Annotated in this window: 12 protein-coding genes and 1 tRNA gene; 2 read left to right on the top strand and 11 right to left on the bottom strand. The window is 68.1% G+C overall.

The genetic code is table 11. The features are described from left to right. Positions 1–60 precede the first annotated feature (60 nt). On the top strand, positions 61–921 hold the full coding sequence (locus tag ASG72_RS12575) for a hypothetical protein (protein WP_056712781.1): 861 nt from the start codon (positions 61–63) through the stop codon (positions 919–921). A gap of 12 nt (positions 922–933) precedes the next feature. On the opposite strand, the gene ASG72_RS12570 is transcribed toward ASG72_RS12575, so the two are convergent. From ASG72_RS12570 to ASG72_RS12555, 4 genes are all read right to left on the bottom strand, one after another. Next, positions 934–2757, bottom strand: a complete 1824-nt coding sequence (locus tag ASG72_RS12570) for a TRAP transporter large permease subunit (protein WP_056712780.1) — start codon at positions 2755–2757, stop codon at positions 934–936. Positions 2758–2833: 76 nt separating this feature from the next. Next, positions 2834–2907, bottom strand: a tRNA-Gly gene (locus ASG72_RS12565). 134 nt (positions 2908–3041) lie between these two features. Continuing rightward, positions 3042–3788, bottom strand: coding sequence for a response regulator (locus tag ASG72_RS12560; RefSeq protein WP_056712778.1), 747 nt, complete (start codon positions 3786–3788; stop codon positions 3042–3044). Then, a complete protein-coding gene (locus ASG72_RS12555) occupies positions 3781–5319 on the bottom strand; it encodes an ATP-binding protein (protein ID WP_056712776.1) in 1539 nt (512 codons plus the stop codon). Before ASG72_RS12555 ends, ASG72_RS12560 begins: the two co-directional genes overlap by 8 nt. A 468-nt stretch (positions 5320–5787) precedes the next feature. Between ASG72_RS12555 and ASG72_RS12550 the strand changes: the two genes are divergently transcribed. Next, positions 5788–7413 (top strand): MFS transporter, encoded by a 1626-nt coding sequence (locus tag ASG72_RS12550; protein WP_082540412.1) that lies wholly within the window; start codon positions 5788–5790, stop codon positions 7411–7413. A 677-nt stretch (positions 7414–8090) separates the two neighbouring features. On the opposite strand, the gene ASG72_RS12545 is transcribed toward ASG72_RS12550, so the two are convergent. The 7 genes from ASG72_RS12545 to ASG72_RS12515 all read right to left on the bottom strand — a co-directional run bounded on the left by ASG72_RS12545 (position 8091) and on the right by ASG72_RS12515 (position 14418). Then, positions 8091–8891, bottom strand: a complete 801-nt coding sequence (locus tag ASG72_RS12545) for an alpha/beta hydrolase (protein ID WP_056712772.1) — start codon at positions 8889–8891, stop codon at positions 8091–8093. A 5-nt stretch (positions 8892–8896) separates the two neighbouring features. Then, positions 8897–9604 carry an ABC transporter ATP-binding protein gene (locus ASG72_RS12540; RefSeq protein WP_056712771.1) on the bottom strand — a complete coding sequence of 236 codons (708 nt, stop codon included), beginning with the start codon at positions 9602–9604 and terminating at the stop codon, positions 8897–8899. Between the two features lies 1 nt (position 9605). Further along, positions 9606–10349 carry an ABC transporter ATP-binding protein gene (locus tag ASG72_RS12535; RefSeq protein ID WP_082540311.1) on the bottom strand — a complete coding sequence of 248 codons (744 nt, stop codon included), beginning with the start codon at positions 10347–10349 and terminating at the stop codon, positions 9606–9608. Further along, complete coding sequence (locus ASG72_RS12530) at positions 10346–11398, bottom strand: branched-chain amino acid ABC transporter permease (protein ID WP_082540310.1); 1053 nt, start codon at positions 11396–11398, stop codon at positions 10346–10348. The genes ASG72_RS12535 and ASG72_RS12530 overlap by 4 nt, the downstream gene beginning before the upstream one ends. Further along, a complete protein-coding gene (locus tag ASG72_RS12525; protein ID WP_056712768.1) occupies positions 11391–12281 on the bottom strand; it encodes a branched-chain amino acid ABC transporter permease in 891 nt (296 codons plus the stop codon). Before ASG72_RS12525 ends, ASG72_RS12530 begins: the two co-directional genes overlap by 8 nt. A gap of 68 nt (positions 12282–12349) precedes the next feature. Next, positions 12350–13531 carry an ABC transporter substrate-binding protein gene (locus tag ASG72_RS12520; protein WP_056712767.1) on the bottom strand — a complete coding sequence of 394 codons (1182 nt, stop codon included), beginning with the start codon at positions 13529–13531 and terminating at the stop codon, positions 12350–12352. Positions 13532–13614: 83 nt separating this feature from the next. Beyond that, positions 13615–14418 carry an enoyl-CoA hydratase-related protein gene (locus ASG72_RS12515; RefSeq protein ID WP_056712764.1) on the bottom strand — a complete coding sequence of 268 codons (804 nt, stop codon included), beginning with the start codon at positions 14416–14418 and terminating at the stop codon, positions 13615–13617. Positions 14419–14454: the final 36 nt, after the last annotated feature.

Genomic DNA, 14454 nt, shown 5'->3' with positions numbered 1-14454 from the left:
TAACGTTAGTTTTGGGCATGCTTGCCTGTTCCCGTGCCCTCCTCCTCGGCCGGAACTCCGATGCAAGCGCGATCCCGCATCCCCGCCACCGCCCATTCCGACGCATCGACGGCGTCCGGCGCCTTTCCCCTGCATCCCGCGCTGCCCTGGATCGTCATCGGATTCTGCTGCGTGGTCGTCGCCATCACCTTCGACAGGGCGGGCTTCCCGTCCCTGACCGATCTGCTGGTCTTCCCCGATGCGAGGCCGGCACTGCGGCCGGGTTTCTCCAGCGTCCCGCAGGCCGCGCCGGTGGCGCCGCGGCTGCTCCTCGATATCGGCCTCCTGCCAGGCATCGAGCTGCGCACGGCGCTGGTGGGTCTGCATCTGATCGGCCTGTGTTTCGGCCTCGGCGGCGCGACCATGCTCGATTTCTGGATCCTGCGCTGGCTGGCCTGGCGCGCTTTGCCCGATCCGATCGTGCGGACCTTCGGCTTCCTCGCCAAGGTCGTCACCGTGGGGCTGGTGCTGCTTTGGGTCTCGGGGATCGGCTTCCTCGCGATCTATGCCGCCGACGCGCCCGAAAAACTCGCCAATCCGAAGATCTGGGCGAAGGTCACCATCGTCCTGGCCCTGACCCTGAACGGGTTGCTGCTGCACGCGACGGTGATCCCGCTGGTGCTCGCCAAGCCGCAGCGGCCGTTGCTGATGGACCTCTCCTTCGGCCAGAGGATGATCTTCATCGGCTGCGGAGCGGTCTCGGGCGTGTCCTGGTATGCAGCCTTCGCGCTCGGCCTGCTGCGCGAGTTCAACAACAGGGTCGCGGCCGGGCAGCTTTTGTGCTTGTGGCTGGTCTCGATCCTCGTCGTGGCGGCGGTGACGGCCCTGGCCTTCCACCTCCTCCTGCCCCGCCCCGGGGCTGCGCCGATGCAAGGCCGCTAGCGGCCGGAGCCGTCAAAGCGAGCGCAGCCAGGGCCAGGCGGCGACGCCGCAGGAGAGGATGGCGAGCGCCAGAAGCAGGCTCGCCAGCAGCGGCAGAACCGCGCGGAACACGGCACCGGCCGGCACGCGCAGGATGCCGCTCACCACATGGACCAGGATGCCGAGCGGCGGCGTCAGCCCGTGGATCATCAGGTTCACGACGAGGATGACGCCGAATTGGACCGGATCGAGCCCCGCCGCGACGGCGGCCGGCAGCAGCAGCGGCGCGAGCAGCAGGATGGCGGCACCGATATCGAGCACCAGCCCCGCGAGCAGCAGCAGCAGATTGGCCATCAGCATGACGGCGAAGGGGCCGGCGCCGAGCGCCGTCACCAGCCCGGAGATCAGCGCCGAGATCTGGTCCGTGGCGAGCAGGAAGGCGAAAGGCGCCGAGGCGCCGATCAGGAGCCCGATCGCCGCGGCTTCCGTGGCCGCCTTGCGCAGCGCCAGCATCACGCCGGCGGCGCCCAGGCTGCGCAGCAGCAGGCAGACCACGAGCGCATAGGCCACCGCCAGCGCCGAGGCCTCCGTCACCGTGACGAGTCCGAAGCGGATGCCGACCACCACCACGATGCCGAGCCCGATCGCCGGCAGCGCGCCGATGAAACTCTCTTTCCGCTCCCGGGCGCTGGCGCGGGGGGCGGTGTCGCGGACATCGCGCATGGTGAGGTGGATGCCCGCCGCCAGCGCCAGAGCGAGGATCGCGCCGGCGATGAAACCTCCGACCAGCAGCGAACCGACGGAGAGATTGGTCGCCGTCGCCAGGATGAGGAAGGCGATGGAGGGCGGGATGATGTTGTCGAGCATCGACACGCCGGCGACGATCGCGCCCGCCTTGGCGGGAGGATAGCCGCGGGCGATCAGCGTCGGCGCCATGACCTTGGCCCCGAAGGCGGCATTGGCGACGGAGGAGCCGGAGGCGCCGGAGAACAGGACGCTCGCCAGCAGCGCCGTCTGCGCCAGCCCCGCCCGCCAATGCCCCACCAGCGACGCCGCGAACCGCACCAGCCGGTCGGCGAGCCCTCCGGCCGTCAGCAGCTCGCCGGCCAGCAGGAAGAACGGGATCGCCAGCAGCAGGAATTTCGACACGCCGGACACCGAGTTCTGCACGATCGCCGGCTCCGGCAAAGTGCCGCCGAAAGCACTACTGAGCGAGACCCCGGCCAGCAGCGCATGCGGGATCGGGGCGCCGAGCACCAGGCCCAACGCCGCCATCGCCGCCGCGACCAGGCTCGGCGTCTCCACGAAGACCAAAGGCGCCAGCTGGGCGGCGGCATAGAGGCCGGTGCCGATCGCCAGCGCCGCCAGCGCCGCCGCCGGCCCGCGCTCCAGCCCGGCGCGGCCGAGGATGAGCAGCACGGTCAGCCCCCCGCCACAGGCGAAGGCGGCGAAGCGCAGCCATTCCGGCAGGCCGAGCACGGTGGAACGGCCGCCGACCAGCATGGCCACCTCGGCGCCGCCGAGGCACAGCACCAGCGCGCCCTGCACCGTCACCGCATCGGCGAGGATGCGGGCGACGCGCCGGCCCCCCGGCGGCAGCAGCTTGACGAAGACATCGAGCCGCATCGCCAGCGCGCTGCTCGCCGCCAGCGGCGCCCCCACCGCGACGAGCCCGACATGCAGCCAGATCGCCGCCTCATCGGCGCCGAGGAAGCCGCTGCCCAGCCAATAGCGCCGGATCACGGCGGCCATCACCACCAGAAACAGCGCGGCCAGGAGCAGAGCCCCGAGCCATTCCAGCCCGAGCACGAGCCGCGCCAGAGCGCGCTCGGCCCTGCCTGCGGCCGGAGGCGTCACCGGAGCGCCGCGACGCCGCGGCGCGCGAGCCTCATGACGGCGAGCGCATCGGCAGGAGCGGCGGAGGGGAAAGGAGTGGAGCGGGTGAAGGGAATCGAACCCTCGTATTCAGCTTGGAAGGCTGCTGCTCTACCATTGAGCTACACCCGCTTGCGGCCGCCACGTTCCGTATCCGGGGGTGCGGTGTCAAGCCGCCAGCAGCCGAACCGGCCCGAAAAAAGCGGATTGCGCCGGGCGCGACACAGGAAGCGGCAGCGACGCCGCAAGGCCCGACGCTCCCCGTCCTACTCCTCCGCGGGCGTGGTCCGGAGGATGGCGTCGAGCTGCTCCTGGGTTCGCAGCCGATAGCCGACAGCGAGTTCCGTGGCGATGTAGAGCGGGCGCGCGGGCTCCGGCTCGATGCGGTCGCGCAGCTTCTTCATCAGGATGCGCAGATATTGGACATCCTCCTCCGGGCCCTGCGGCCAGAGCTCCCGCATCAGCTGGCGATGGGTCAGAACCATGCCGTGATGCCTGGCCAGCGCGGTCAGGAGGGCGAATTGCTTCGGCGAAAGCGTCACCGGCGCGCCGTCACGGCTGACGATGCGCTGGGCGAGATCCAGGCTGAGCTCGCCGACGCGGATCAGCGGGGACGAGGTGCCGCGCGGCGCGCTGCGGCGCAGGACGACGCGCACCCTCGCAAGCAGCTCGGCCATGCTGAACGGCTTGACGATGTAATCATCGGCGCCCGCCTCGAGCAGCGCGATCTTCTCGGTTTCCGTGCTGCGGACCGAGAGCACGATGACCGGAAGCTGCGACCAGGACCGGATCGCGGCGAGGACGGTGGCGCCGTCCGCATCTGGCAAGCCGAGATCGAGGATCGCCAGATCCGGCGCGCGCATCACCGCGAGATCGATGGCTTCGCGCGCGGTCTTGGCCTCGGCGATGCGGAATCCCTGCATTTCCAGCCCCGCCTTGACGAAGCGCCGGATCTGCGGCTCGTCATCGACGATCAGCGCCAGCAGGGGCAGGGTCGCGGCGGCGTCACTCATGCTCGTCTCCCTCGCGCGCGGGCGCCTCGCGCAGGCGCGGCAGCGTGACGGCGAGCCTGGTGCCCTGCCCCGGACCCGCGCTGCTGGCATCGATGCGCCCGCCATTGGCCGCGACGAAGACCTGGGCGATGGTCAGGCCGAGCCCGCTGCCACCGGCGAGATCGGCATGGCGCGCGCCGCGATAGAAGCGCTCGAAGATCTGCTCGCGCTGGCTCGGCTCGAGCCCGGCGCCCTCGTCGCTGACCGTGATCCGCACGGTCTCGGCCTCGGTCCGCACGCCGATGCGGATCGTCGAGCCGGGCGGGCTGAATTTGCCGGCGTTTTCCAGGAGATTGATCAGGGCCTGTTCCACCAGCACCGCATCGATGCGGACCAGCGGCAGATCCGGCCCGAATTCGCGGCAGATCCGGTGCTCCCGCAGCCGGTCCGCGGCCGCATCGAGCGCCGCATTGACCACGTCGAGCAGGTCGATCGCCTCGAGCCTCGGCACCAGCGCGCCGGAGCGGATGCGGGTCACGTCGAGCAGGCTCTGGATGCGCATGTCGAGGCGGCGCGATTCCGCCTCGATCCCGCAGGCGAGCTCGACCAGCTGCGGCTCGTCGCGAAGCGCCGGCGCCGCGGCGAGAACACCGGCCGAGCCCATGATGCCGGCGATCGGCGTCCGCAGCTCGTGAGACACCGATTCGAGCAGGATATCGCGCAATTCGTCGCTGCGCTGACGCATATTGCGTTCCTCGACGGCGCGGGTCAGGCCGAGTCGCTCCAGCGAGCGCGAGCCCTCGCGCAGGATCAGCCGCGCCTCCTCGATCACCTCGCTCGCCGGGGCGACGCCGTCGCGCCCGAAGGCGACGGCGAGCACCGCCCCGGCGCGCTCCGCATCGCCGAGGGGGAAGAGCAGCCAGGATTCGCCGCCCGGGACCTCGACGAATTCCGCCCGGTCCCGCGCCGCACCGGGTGGCGCCGCGAGGGTGCGTTCGACAGCCGGCTTCAGCACCCGCTCCTGCGCCTCGCCGACGACCGGGCTCGGGATCGAATCGATCCGGCCGCTCGCGCCGGCGACGAAGACCGCGACGGGCCGACTCAGGGCTTCGCTCATATGGGCGGCGACGATCGTGTAGATCGCTTCGGCATCGCTCGCGGCGGCCATGGCCGAGCCGAGATCGTAGAGCCGCTTGATCTGGCCTTCGCGCTGGCGCGCTGCCAGCATCTCGTCGCGGGTCTGCGCCGCGAGCCGCCCCATCACCAGCGCGACCGACAGGGAGATCACGAGATCGACGATCTGCCAGGGCTGGACGACCTGGATGCTGAGGACCGGCGGATAGAAGAGCGAAGTCGAGAAGGCGCCGAGCAGGGCCGCCAGCATGGCGGGCTTGGTCCCGTAGCGGACGGCGGAAACCAGGACCGGCAGCATGTAGATGGCGGAGACGCTTTCCAGCGGCGCGATCAGGGTGAGCGACGCCGCCAGCCCCGTGGCGCCGATGACCATGATGGTCGCGCCGATGAGATCACCGGGGGCCTGTCTGCCTTTCATCTCCGGTCGCTCCGCTGGGAGGTGGCGCCATCTCGCCAGTGTCGCGATGGCGCAGAGACTGGCGACACGGACGGGGCCGGCCGCGGGGCAGCCTCCGCAGCACCCCACAGCCAGCAGTAATAGCCGCGATCGCGCGGCGCCACTGCGCTTTAGGCCAAGGGAGGCTGTTGCCGGAGCACCTCGGCCGTCGCGGCTTTCGTGCCGGAGAAAGGTCCGTGGCCGATAGTCGTAGGACCAAAGACGCAAGACCAAGTGCTCCGTTGCACGCCGCCCTGCCCGCGCGCATTCCTTCGGCTCGGTCCGTATCGCATGCCGAAAGCTGCGCGTCGGGCTCGGCTGGAATCCCGCCGGACACAGACGGGACAGGCGACAGGCAGCGTGGATCGTCCTCCTGCCGGGGCAATCGAGGGAGTTGACGCGATGAGCATGGCAGCACAGGCAACGGGGGCGAAGGTCGCGGCCCGCCCGATGACCAGAGAGGAGAAGCGCGTCATTCTCGCATCCTCGCTGGGGACCGTGTTCGAGTGGTATGATTTCTATCTCTACGGCTCGCTCGCCGTGATGATCGGCGCGCATTTCTTCTCCGCCTTCGATCCCAATACCCGCGCCATCTTCGCGCTGCTCGCCTTCGCGGCGGGGTTTCTGGTGCGTCCCTTCGGCGCGCTGTTCTTCGGCCGCCTGGGCGATCTGATCGGCCGCAAATACACCTTCCTCGTCACCATCGTGATCATGGGCGCCTCGACCTTCCTGGTCGGCCTCCTGCCCAGCTACAACACCATCGGCTGGGCCGCGCCGGTCATTCTGATCGCGCTGCGCATGCTGCAGGGCCTGGCGCTCGGCGGTGAATATGGCGGAGCGGCGGTCTATGTCGCCGAGCACGCGCCCACCGGCCGCCGCGGCTTCTACACCTCCTGGATCCAGACCACCGCGACGCTGGGGCTGCTGCTCTCGCTGCTCGTGATCCTCGGCATCCGCGTCAATATGGGCGAGGCCGACTTCGCCGCCTGGGGCTGGCGCATTCCCTTCCTGCTGTCGATCTTCCTGCTCGCCATCTCGGTCTGGATCCGCCTGCAGATGCAGGAATCCCCTGCCTTCCAGAAGATGAAGGAAGAGGGCACCGGCTCGAAGGCGCCGCTCTCGGAGGCTTTCGGCCAGTGGAAGAACGCCCGCATCGCGCTGCTCGCGCTGTTCGGCCTCACCGCCGGCCAGGCCGTCGTCTGGTATACCGGGCAGTTCTACGCGCTGTTCTTCATCCAGAGCATCCTGAAGGTCGATCTCTATTCGGCCAACGTGCTGATCGCCTGGTCGCTCATCCTCGGCACCGGCGGCTTCATCTTCTTCGGCTCGCTGTCGGACCGGATCGGCCGCAAGCCGGTCATCCTGGCCGGCTGCCTGATCGCGGCGCTGACCTATTTCCCGCTGTTCAGCGCCCTGACCAAGGCCGCCAATCCCGGCCTCGCCGCGGCCCACACCAACGTCAAGGTCCAGGTCGTCGCCGATCCCGCCAGCTGCGGCTCGGTCTTCGATCCGGTCGGCGTGCGCACCTTCACGGCGCCCTGCGACATCGCCCGCAGGACGCTCGCGACCCAGGCCATCGTCTACACCCAGGCTCCGGCCCCCGCCGGCACCCCGGCGAAGGTCACCGTCAACGGCAAGGATCTCGCCATCGATGCCGGCTTCGCCGCCAATCTGGCGCGTGAAGCCGTCGCCGCGGGCTATCCCGCTCCCGGTGACGCCCGCATCGTCAAGGTCGGCTTCTTCAGCGCCCTGGCCGGGTCGCAGTCGCTGACGATCATCGGCATCCTGACGATCCTGGTGATCTATGTGACGATGGTCTACGGCCCGATCGCCGCCGCCTTGGTCGAACTCTTCCCGACCCGCATCCGCTACACCGGCATGTCGCTGCCCTACCATATCGGCAATGGCTGGTTCGGCGGCCTGCTGCCCGCGACCTCCTTCGCGATGGTGGCCGGCACCGGCGACATCTATTACGGCCTCTGGTACCCGATCGTGATCGCCATGATGACCTTCGTGATCGGCATGCTCTTCGTGCCCGAGACGAAGGACCGGGACATCATGACCCACGAAAACTGAGCCGAAACCTCGCGACGACCAGCCCCGCCTTCCCAGGCGGGGCTTTTTTATTGGGCGATGGGGGGCGATGGGTTTTTGGTGCGTGTCGGTAGGGGGGGCAGGCGTTGCTCTGTGGCTCGTGCGGTCGCCGTTCTGCTGCACGCTCGCGGGCGCTGCATTTCGTGCACGCGTAAGCCGAAGGCAAGGACCTCACAGGCGCGCCGAGGTTAGCTTAATCGGTTGATCGCTTTTGTGTCTTCGTTGACAGCATTCTGGAATTTCGGCGGCCGAGAGCTGCCGAACGCGGTGGAGGCCTTCGCAGGGCTGATGACCTTGCCGGCCGAAGTCATAATGGCAATTCGCCTGGTATTGCTAAGCGCCGACCGGCGGCGACACGTTTCAATAGGTTTAAGCACGCCCACGGCAGAAGTCAGCGATGGGTCGGGAGAGGACGATACGCCGCCGCCGGAAAGCTGACGTTCCACCTTCGACGCGATGCGCCAAAAGCCGACATTGGCACTCTGCCGATGAGCAGACGTTGGAACCGATGCCCACCGGCTCCGCATTCTCGAGACAGGCCAAGCATTACCTAACAGCAACCAGGTTCCGACCAGGGCTTTGAGCCAGATAAGCCCTCCCGCCTTCCAGCCGAAACCCTGGAAGATGTTCAGCTGACGTCTCGATAGAGTTCCACCTGATCAAAACACTGCATCGAACCAGCGCTTACCCGTCCGGCCTGGCCGCCGTCGCAGCAAGGTTGAGACCCAGCCTGGAATGCGGGGCTCCGCCCGGTGAGGCGCATGCCCGCAGCCAGGCAGAAGACGCGTCGTTACGGAGCCTGCCGCCGCATCATGCGCCAGCTTGACGTGACGAGCGCTGCCGAACGGATCGGAATCGCCCTGCAGAAGCAGGAGTGACGCGAAGATCGCCGGCAACAGCGACGCGATCGACCAGTGCGCGAAGGCGGGCGAGAGCCAGACGTCGCTCCATGACCGGAATGCCCCACACGGATCGTTGTGGCCGCGGGCGAGCTTGCGGCGAAAGGCGGGGTCGGTCTCGAAGCGCTGCGTCATTGCGCTCACGCCCTCCAGGGTCTTCGGCTCGGCAAAGACATGAGGGGCCTCGGCAATGACGGCCTCGACCAGACATGGACGGCGCGCGGCTGCGATCAGGGCGATCGTCGCCCCGTCGCTGTGTCCGTAGAGGCAGGCCCGTTCGAGCCCCAGCGAAGCCATCAGCGCCGGCAGCGTATCGCAGGCCTCGCGCTCCAGATAATCGACGCCCCTCACCGCCCGACCGGGCTCCGAGCGGCCGCAGCCAGCGCGAGAATAGGCCAGCACGGTGCGTCCCGTCGCCTGCCGCAGCGCCTGCGGAAAGCGCTCCCAGCCATCGGCATGACCGAAGCCGTGATGCAGCAGAATGATCGGCGGCGCTCCGGTCCCAAGTTGGCCGAACACCCGATAGTGGAGCCAGCCACCCAGAATGAAGCGCCGCGGCATCGGGTTCAGACGGCGATCAGCTTCAGCAGGCGTTCCCGATCGCCCGCGTTCTCGGCTTCGCCGCTGAAGACGATCTGGCCGCGCTCGACGACGTGAAACCGATCGGCGACCGAGAGCGCCTCATGGATGTTCTGTTCGACGAGCAGAATAATCGCTCCCTGCTCGCGCAGCTCCCGCACGATCGCGAAGATTTCCGCGACGATCATCGGCGCGAGGCCTTCGCTGGGCTCGTCGATCAGGACCAGGCGTGGCTTGCCGACCATGACGCGGGCCATGGCGAGCATCTGCTGCTCGCCGCCAGACAGGGTGGTGCCGAGCTGGTGCCGGCGTTCGCCCAGCTTGTGAAAGCGGTCGTAGATCCCCTCGACCGCGCGCTTCTCGTCGCGGGAGGAGCGGCCTTTCACCTGCAACAGCCCGAGCGAGAGGTTCTCCTCGACGGTGAGCCCAGGAAAGATGCGCCGGTCTTCCGGCACGAAGCCGACGCCGGCATGGCAGATGCGGTCGGGCGTCAGGCCATCGAGCGCCGCGCCGCCGAGCCGAATCGCCCCCTGGCTCGGTTTGACCCAGCCCGCGATCGTCTTCAGCAGCGTCGTCTTGCCGACGCCGTTGCGGCCGAAGATGCCGATGACCTCGCCGGGCGCGGCCTCTATGTCGATGCCCTGGATGACGTGGCTCAGGCCGTAATGGCTGTGCAGTGCGCTGATCTGGAGCATGTCAGTGATGTCCGAAATAGGCGGCCTGGACGGCCGGGTCGGCGCGCACGACGTCGGGCGGACCCTCGGCCAGCTTGCGTCCCTGATGCATCACGACGACATGGTCTGACAGGCTCATGACGAGGCCGATATCGTGCTCGATCAGCAGCACGGTGACATCGTCTGTCAGGCTGCGGACGAGCTTAGCCGTATCGGCTGTGTCGCCATGGCTCATCCCCTGCGTCGGCTCGTCGAGCAGCAGGATCTTGGGTTCCGAGGCGAGGCAGACGGCGATCTCGAGCCGGCGCTGGTCACCATGGGAGAGGTTGCCAGCCAGTTCGTCGCGCTTGTGGCCAAGCTGGAAGCGCTCCAGCATCTGGTCGGTCTTCGCCATCGCGCGCTGCGAGCGGCGGATCGGCAGGAAGGCGCGCCCGGCCGGCTCCAGCACCTGCGCGGCGAGCCTGAGATTTTCGGCGACGGTGAGGTCGGGAAACAGGCTGGTGATCTGGAAGGAGCGTGAGAGGCCAGCCGCCTTGGTGCGCTCGGGGGCCGCGCCGGTCATGTCGACGCCGTCGATCATGACCTGACCGCGATGCGGCCTGAGCGCGCCGCTGATCAGGTTGAACAGCGTCGACTTGCCGGCGCCGTTGGGGCCGATCACGGTCGTGATCTTGTGGCGCTGCGCCTGGAAGCTGACCTGATCGACGGCCTTGAGGCCGCCGAAGGCGATGCCAAGGTTGCGAATGTCGAGGACGGGCGTCATCATGATGCGCTCCCGGATTTGACGGCGATGGGCGTCAGGGTGGCGGGCTCGGCGAGGACCGGTCCGGCCTGCGGTCGGCGCATCAGTAGCGCCTCGATGCGCGGCCTGACGAAGCCGATCAGACCCTTGGGCAGGAACATCACGCAGACCATGAAGAGGGCGCCGATCACGATGAGGTGGTGCTCCGTCCAGCTCCCGATGATCGACTTCAGGATCACCAGCAGCACCGAGCCGTAGATCGCGCCGATCAGCGTGCCGACGCCGCCGAGAATGACCGAGATCACGGCGTTGCCCGAGGTCGCGAAGAACATCAGCTCCGGCGAGACGAAGCCGCGCAGCATCGGGTAGAGCGCGCCCGACAGCCCCGCGATCAGCCCGGCCAGCACATAGGCCGCCATGCGCGCGCGCCAGACTGAATAACCGAGGAAGGGCACGCGCCTCTCATTGGCCTTGAGCGCCGTCAGCACGCGGCCGAACGGAGTGTCGAGCAGGTAGGCGGTCAGCGCGTAGAGCCCCATGATGATGGCGAGCACGACGAGGAAGAAACCGACCGGACTGCCGGCGGAGACCGAGAGCGGTCCGAACCCGATCTCGATCACCGGGATGCCGATCATGCCGTCCGAGGCGCCCAGTTCACGGGTGTTATAGACGACCTTGGCGAAGACCTGCGCGAGGCCAAAGGTGATCAGCGCGAAATAGACGCCGCGGACCCGGTTGGCGATCAGCCCGCCGATGATAGCTGCGATCAGCGTGGCGGCGAAGGCCGCGGCCATGGCGAGCCAGAAAGACGGGACCTTCATCAACGTCAGCGCCGAGACATAGGCGCCGATGCCGAAATACAGCGCCTGTCCGAGCGAGAGCGCACCGGAATATCCCAGGAGCAGATCGACAGAGAGCGCGAGCCCGGCGAAGATCAGCGCCTCGGTCCCGAGCCGCAGATAGAAGGTGTCGCCGGTGGCGGCGCCGATCGCGGCAAGCCCCAGCGAGGCGAGGACGAAGAGCAGCGCGAGCAGATGGCTCGCCCGCATGGATTGCGTCAGCCGGTCATGCATGGCCGAGCCTCCCGAACAGGCCCTGCGGGCGAAAAACCAGAAAGGCGACCATGGTCCCGAAGACGATCGGGTCGGTCCAGACCGGCGAGATCACGAGGCTCGCCAGCGCCTGCACCTGAGTCAGCAGAAGCCCCGCGACGACCGCGCCCCAGATCGAGCCCATGCCGCCGACGATGACGACGGTGAAGGCGAGGAGGATGAAGTCACGCCCCATGGTCGGGAATACCGAATAGATCGGCGCGAGCAGCACGCCGGCGAGGCCGGCGAGGCCGACGCCGAAGGCGAATGTGCCGGCATAGACCAGCGAGACCGGCACGCCGAGCGAGGCCGCCATGTTGCGGTCGAACGCCGCCGCGCGGACCATCGCGCCGAGCCGCGTCCGATAGACGACATAGGCCACCGCGAGCACGATCGCCGCGCCGACGAGGATGAGGAACAGCCGGTAGTTCGGCAGGATGATGCCGAAGATCTCGCTTGCGCCCGAGATCGGCGTCGGCGGGCGCTGCGTGTTGGCGCCGAAGATGATCTTCAGCACGTCCTCGACGATCAGCCCGAGGCCGAAGGTCACGAGCAGCGTCGTGACGTGCCGGTCCTTGCTGCCGAAGACCGGCCGAATCAGCAGCCGCTCTGCCGCCATGCCGAGCGGGATCATCAGGATCGGCACCAGCACGAGCAGGAACCAGAAGCCGATGCCGGCCGCAGCCAGCGCCAGCGCTGCATAGGCCCCGATCGCGTAGAACTCGCCATGGCTCATGTTGATGACGTCGAGCATGCCGAAGATGATGGTCAGCCCCAGCGCCACCAGCACGACCGCGACCCCGAGCGCGAGCCCGTTCACGACCTGCGGTGCGAGGACGAATTGAAGGTAGTCGATGGGTGTCATGGGTGCCTCTCCGCGGGACGGCGCAGGAGCCCCCTTTCCGTCAAGGAGAGGGGGACGGGTCGCGGCGTTCAGAAGCGCGTGCAGGCGTCGGGCCCGATCGCATTCTCGGCGGAGACATTGTCGATGATGTCGAACTTGCCCTTGGTGACGCGCACCACATACATCGGCTGCATCGCCTGGTGGTCGCCGGCGCGGATCGTCTTGGCCCCCTGCGGGGTCTGCCAGGTCAGGCCGCGCAGCGCCTCGCGGACCTTGTCGGTCTCGGTCGAGCCCGCTTTCTCGACGGCCGCCTTGTAGGCGAAGAGCACGCCATAGCTGTCGGCGCCGTAGAGATCGGGATCGGCCTTGTTGGCCGCGCGGAAGGCCTCGACGAACTTTTTGTTCTCGGGTCGGTCGATCTGCGGCGAATAGCCGACGCCGGTGGCGAAGCCCTCGGCCGCCGCGCCGATCGCGGTGATGTTCTGCGAGGTCACGGTGCCGGACGCGCCGACCACGGTGAGGCCCGAGAGAAGGCCGAAATCCTGGAGCTGCGTCAGCAGCCGCACCGTGTCGTTACCGGCGACCGAGGTGTAAAGCACCTGCGGGCGCGTCGCGCGGATCTGGCCGAAATACTGCGTGTAGTCCTTGGAATCGAGCGGCGCGAAGACCTCGCCGCCGGTCGCCGAGCCGGTTTTCTCGGCGCTGCTCTTGAACGCCGCGACGGTCGAGCGGCCCATCTCGTAGTCGGGCCCGAGATAATAGACCTTGGCCTTGGGCTTCTCCTTGGCGAGCCATGCCGCGAGTGCGACCGACTGCTGTTCGGCGCGCGCGTTCACCCGGAACATGTTGGGCGAGCATTTGTCGCCGGTGATGGAGTCGGCGAAGGAGACGGTCGTCGCCGCCAGCTTGTTGTTGCGCTCGGCGAGCTGGGCGACGGCGAGCGTCGAGCCGGAGTTCACGGTTCCGGTCAGGAAATCGACCTTCTCGACCTGGAACAGCTTCTCGGCCTTCTGCACGGCGACGGCGGGGTTTGCCTCCTCGTCCTCGAAGACCAGCGCGACCTGGCGGCCCGCGACGCCGCCGGCCGCGTTGATCTCCTTCGCCGCCAGTTCGAGGCCCCAGCGGACCTGCTGGCCGATGGGCGTGTAGGTGCCCGAGAGCGGCGTGACGACGCCGATCTTGATCGGGCCGCTCTGGGCTAACGCGCCCGCTGCGAGCGCGGTGGCGGCTAGCAGGCCTGCGGCGAATGTCGTGATGGTCGCGGTCGTCATGGTCGTTTCCCTCCGGGTTGGTTTTTTCTGGGTGGACGGCGTCAGTCAGCCGCGCGGCTTTGTCCGTCGCCGCGCGGGTGGGCTCAGCTCCCGACGAATTTCGGCGCGCGCTTGGCATGAAACGCCTCGACGCCCTCTCGGAAATCGTCCGACTGGCGCAGGCGGCTGTAGCAATGCCCCTCCAGCTCGATCGCGATCGAGAGCGAGGCGTCCTCGGTGTCGTTGAGCAGCTTCTTGGCGGTGCGCTGCGCCATCGGCGAGAAGCCCCGCAACTCGTCGACCAGCCGGTCGGTCGCGGCCTCGAGCTCGGCATCGGGCACGCATTCGGTGGCGATGCCCCAGTCCAGCGCCTGCCGGCCCGGGATGCGCTTCGAGCGCATCACGATGTCCTTGGTGCGAGTGATCCCGACGATCTTCTGCAGGCGCGCCGAGCCGCCCGAGCCCGGGATCTGACCGAGCTTCTGCTCGGGCAGAGCATATTGTGCCGTCTCCGAGACGATGCGGAAGTCGCAGGCGAGCGAAATCTCGAAGCCGACGCCGAAGGTGTAACCGCGATTGGCGACGATGACCGGCTTGGCGCAGCGCGCTGGCGCAGCGATGTTCCAGGCGAGTTTCGAGACATGCTCTGGCGAGGCCTCGAGGAAGCCCTTGATGTAGCCGCCGGAGGAGAAGTGCTCGCCGACGGCGCGCAGCACGATGACGCGGACCCGGTCGTCCTCGTCGAGCGCCTCGAAGACCTTCCGCAGCTGGTCGCGCTGCGGCATCGAGATCACGTTCATCGGCGGGCGGTTCAGGATGATGTCGGCGCGCTCGCGGGCGGCGTCGATCTCGACGCTGAATCCGTCGAGCCCGGTGAGCGCGGGGTGGATCGGGGCAGTGGCGTTCATCGGCTCTGGCCTTTCAGTCGGGAATGGGTGATGCGG

Source organism: Allobosea sp. Leaf344 (assembly GCF_001426225.1).
Taxonomy (GTDB): domain Bacteria; phylum Pseudomonadota; class Alphaproteobacteria; order Rhizobiales; family Beijerinckiaceae; genus Allobosea.
Note: the sequence above shows the minus strand (reverse complement) of the source record. Positions and strands in the feature narration are given on the sequence as shown.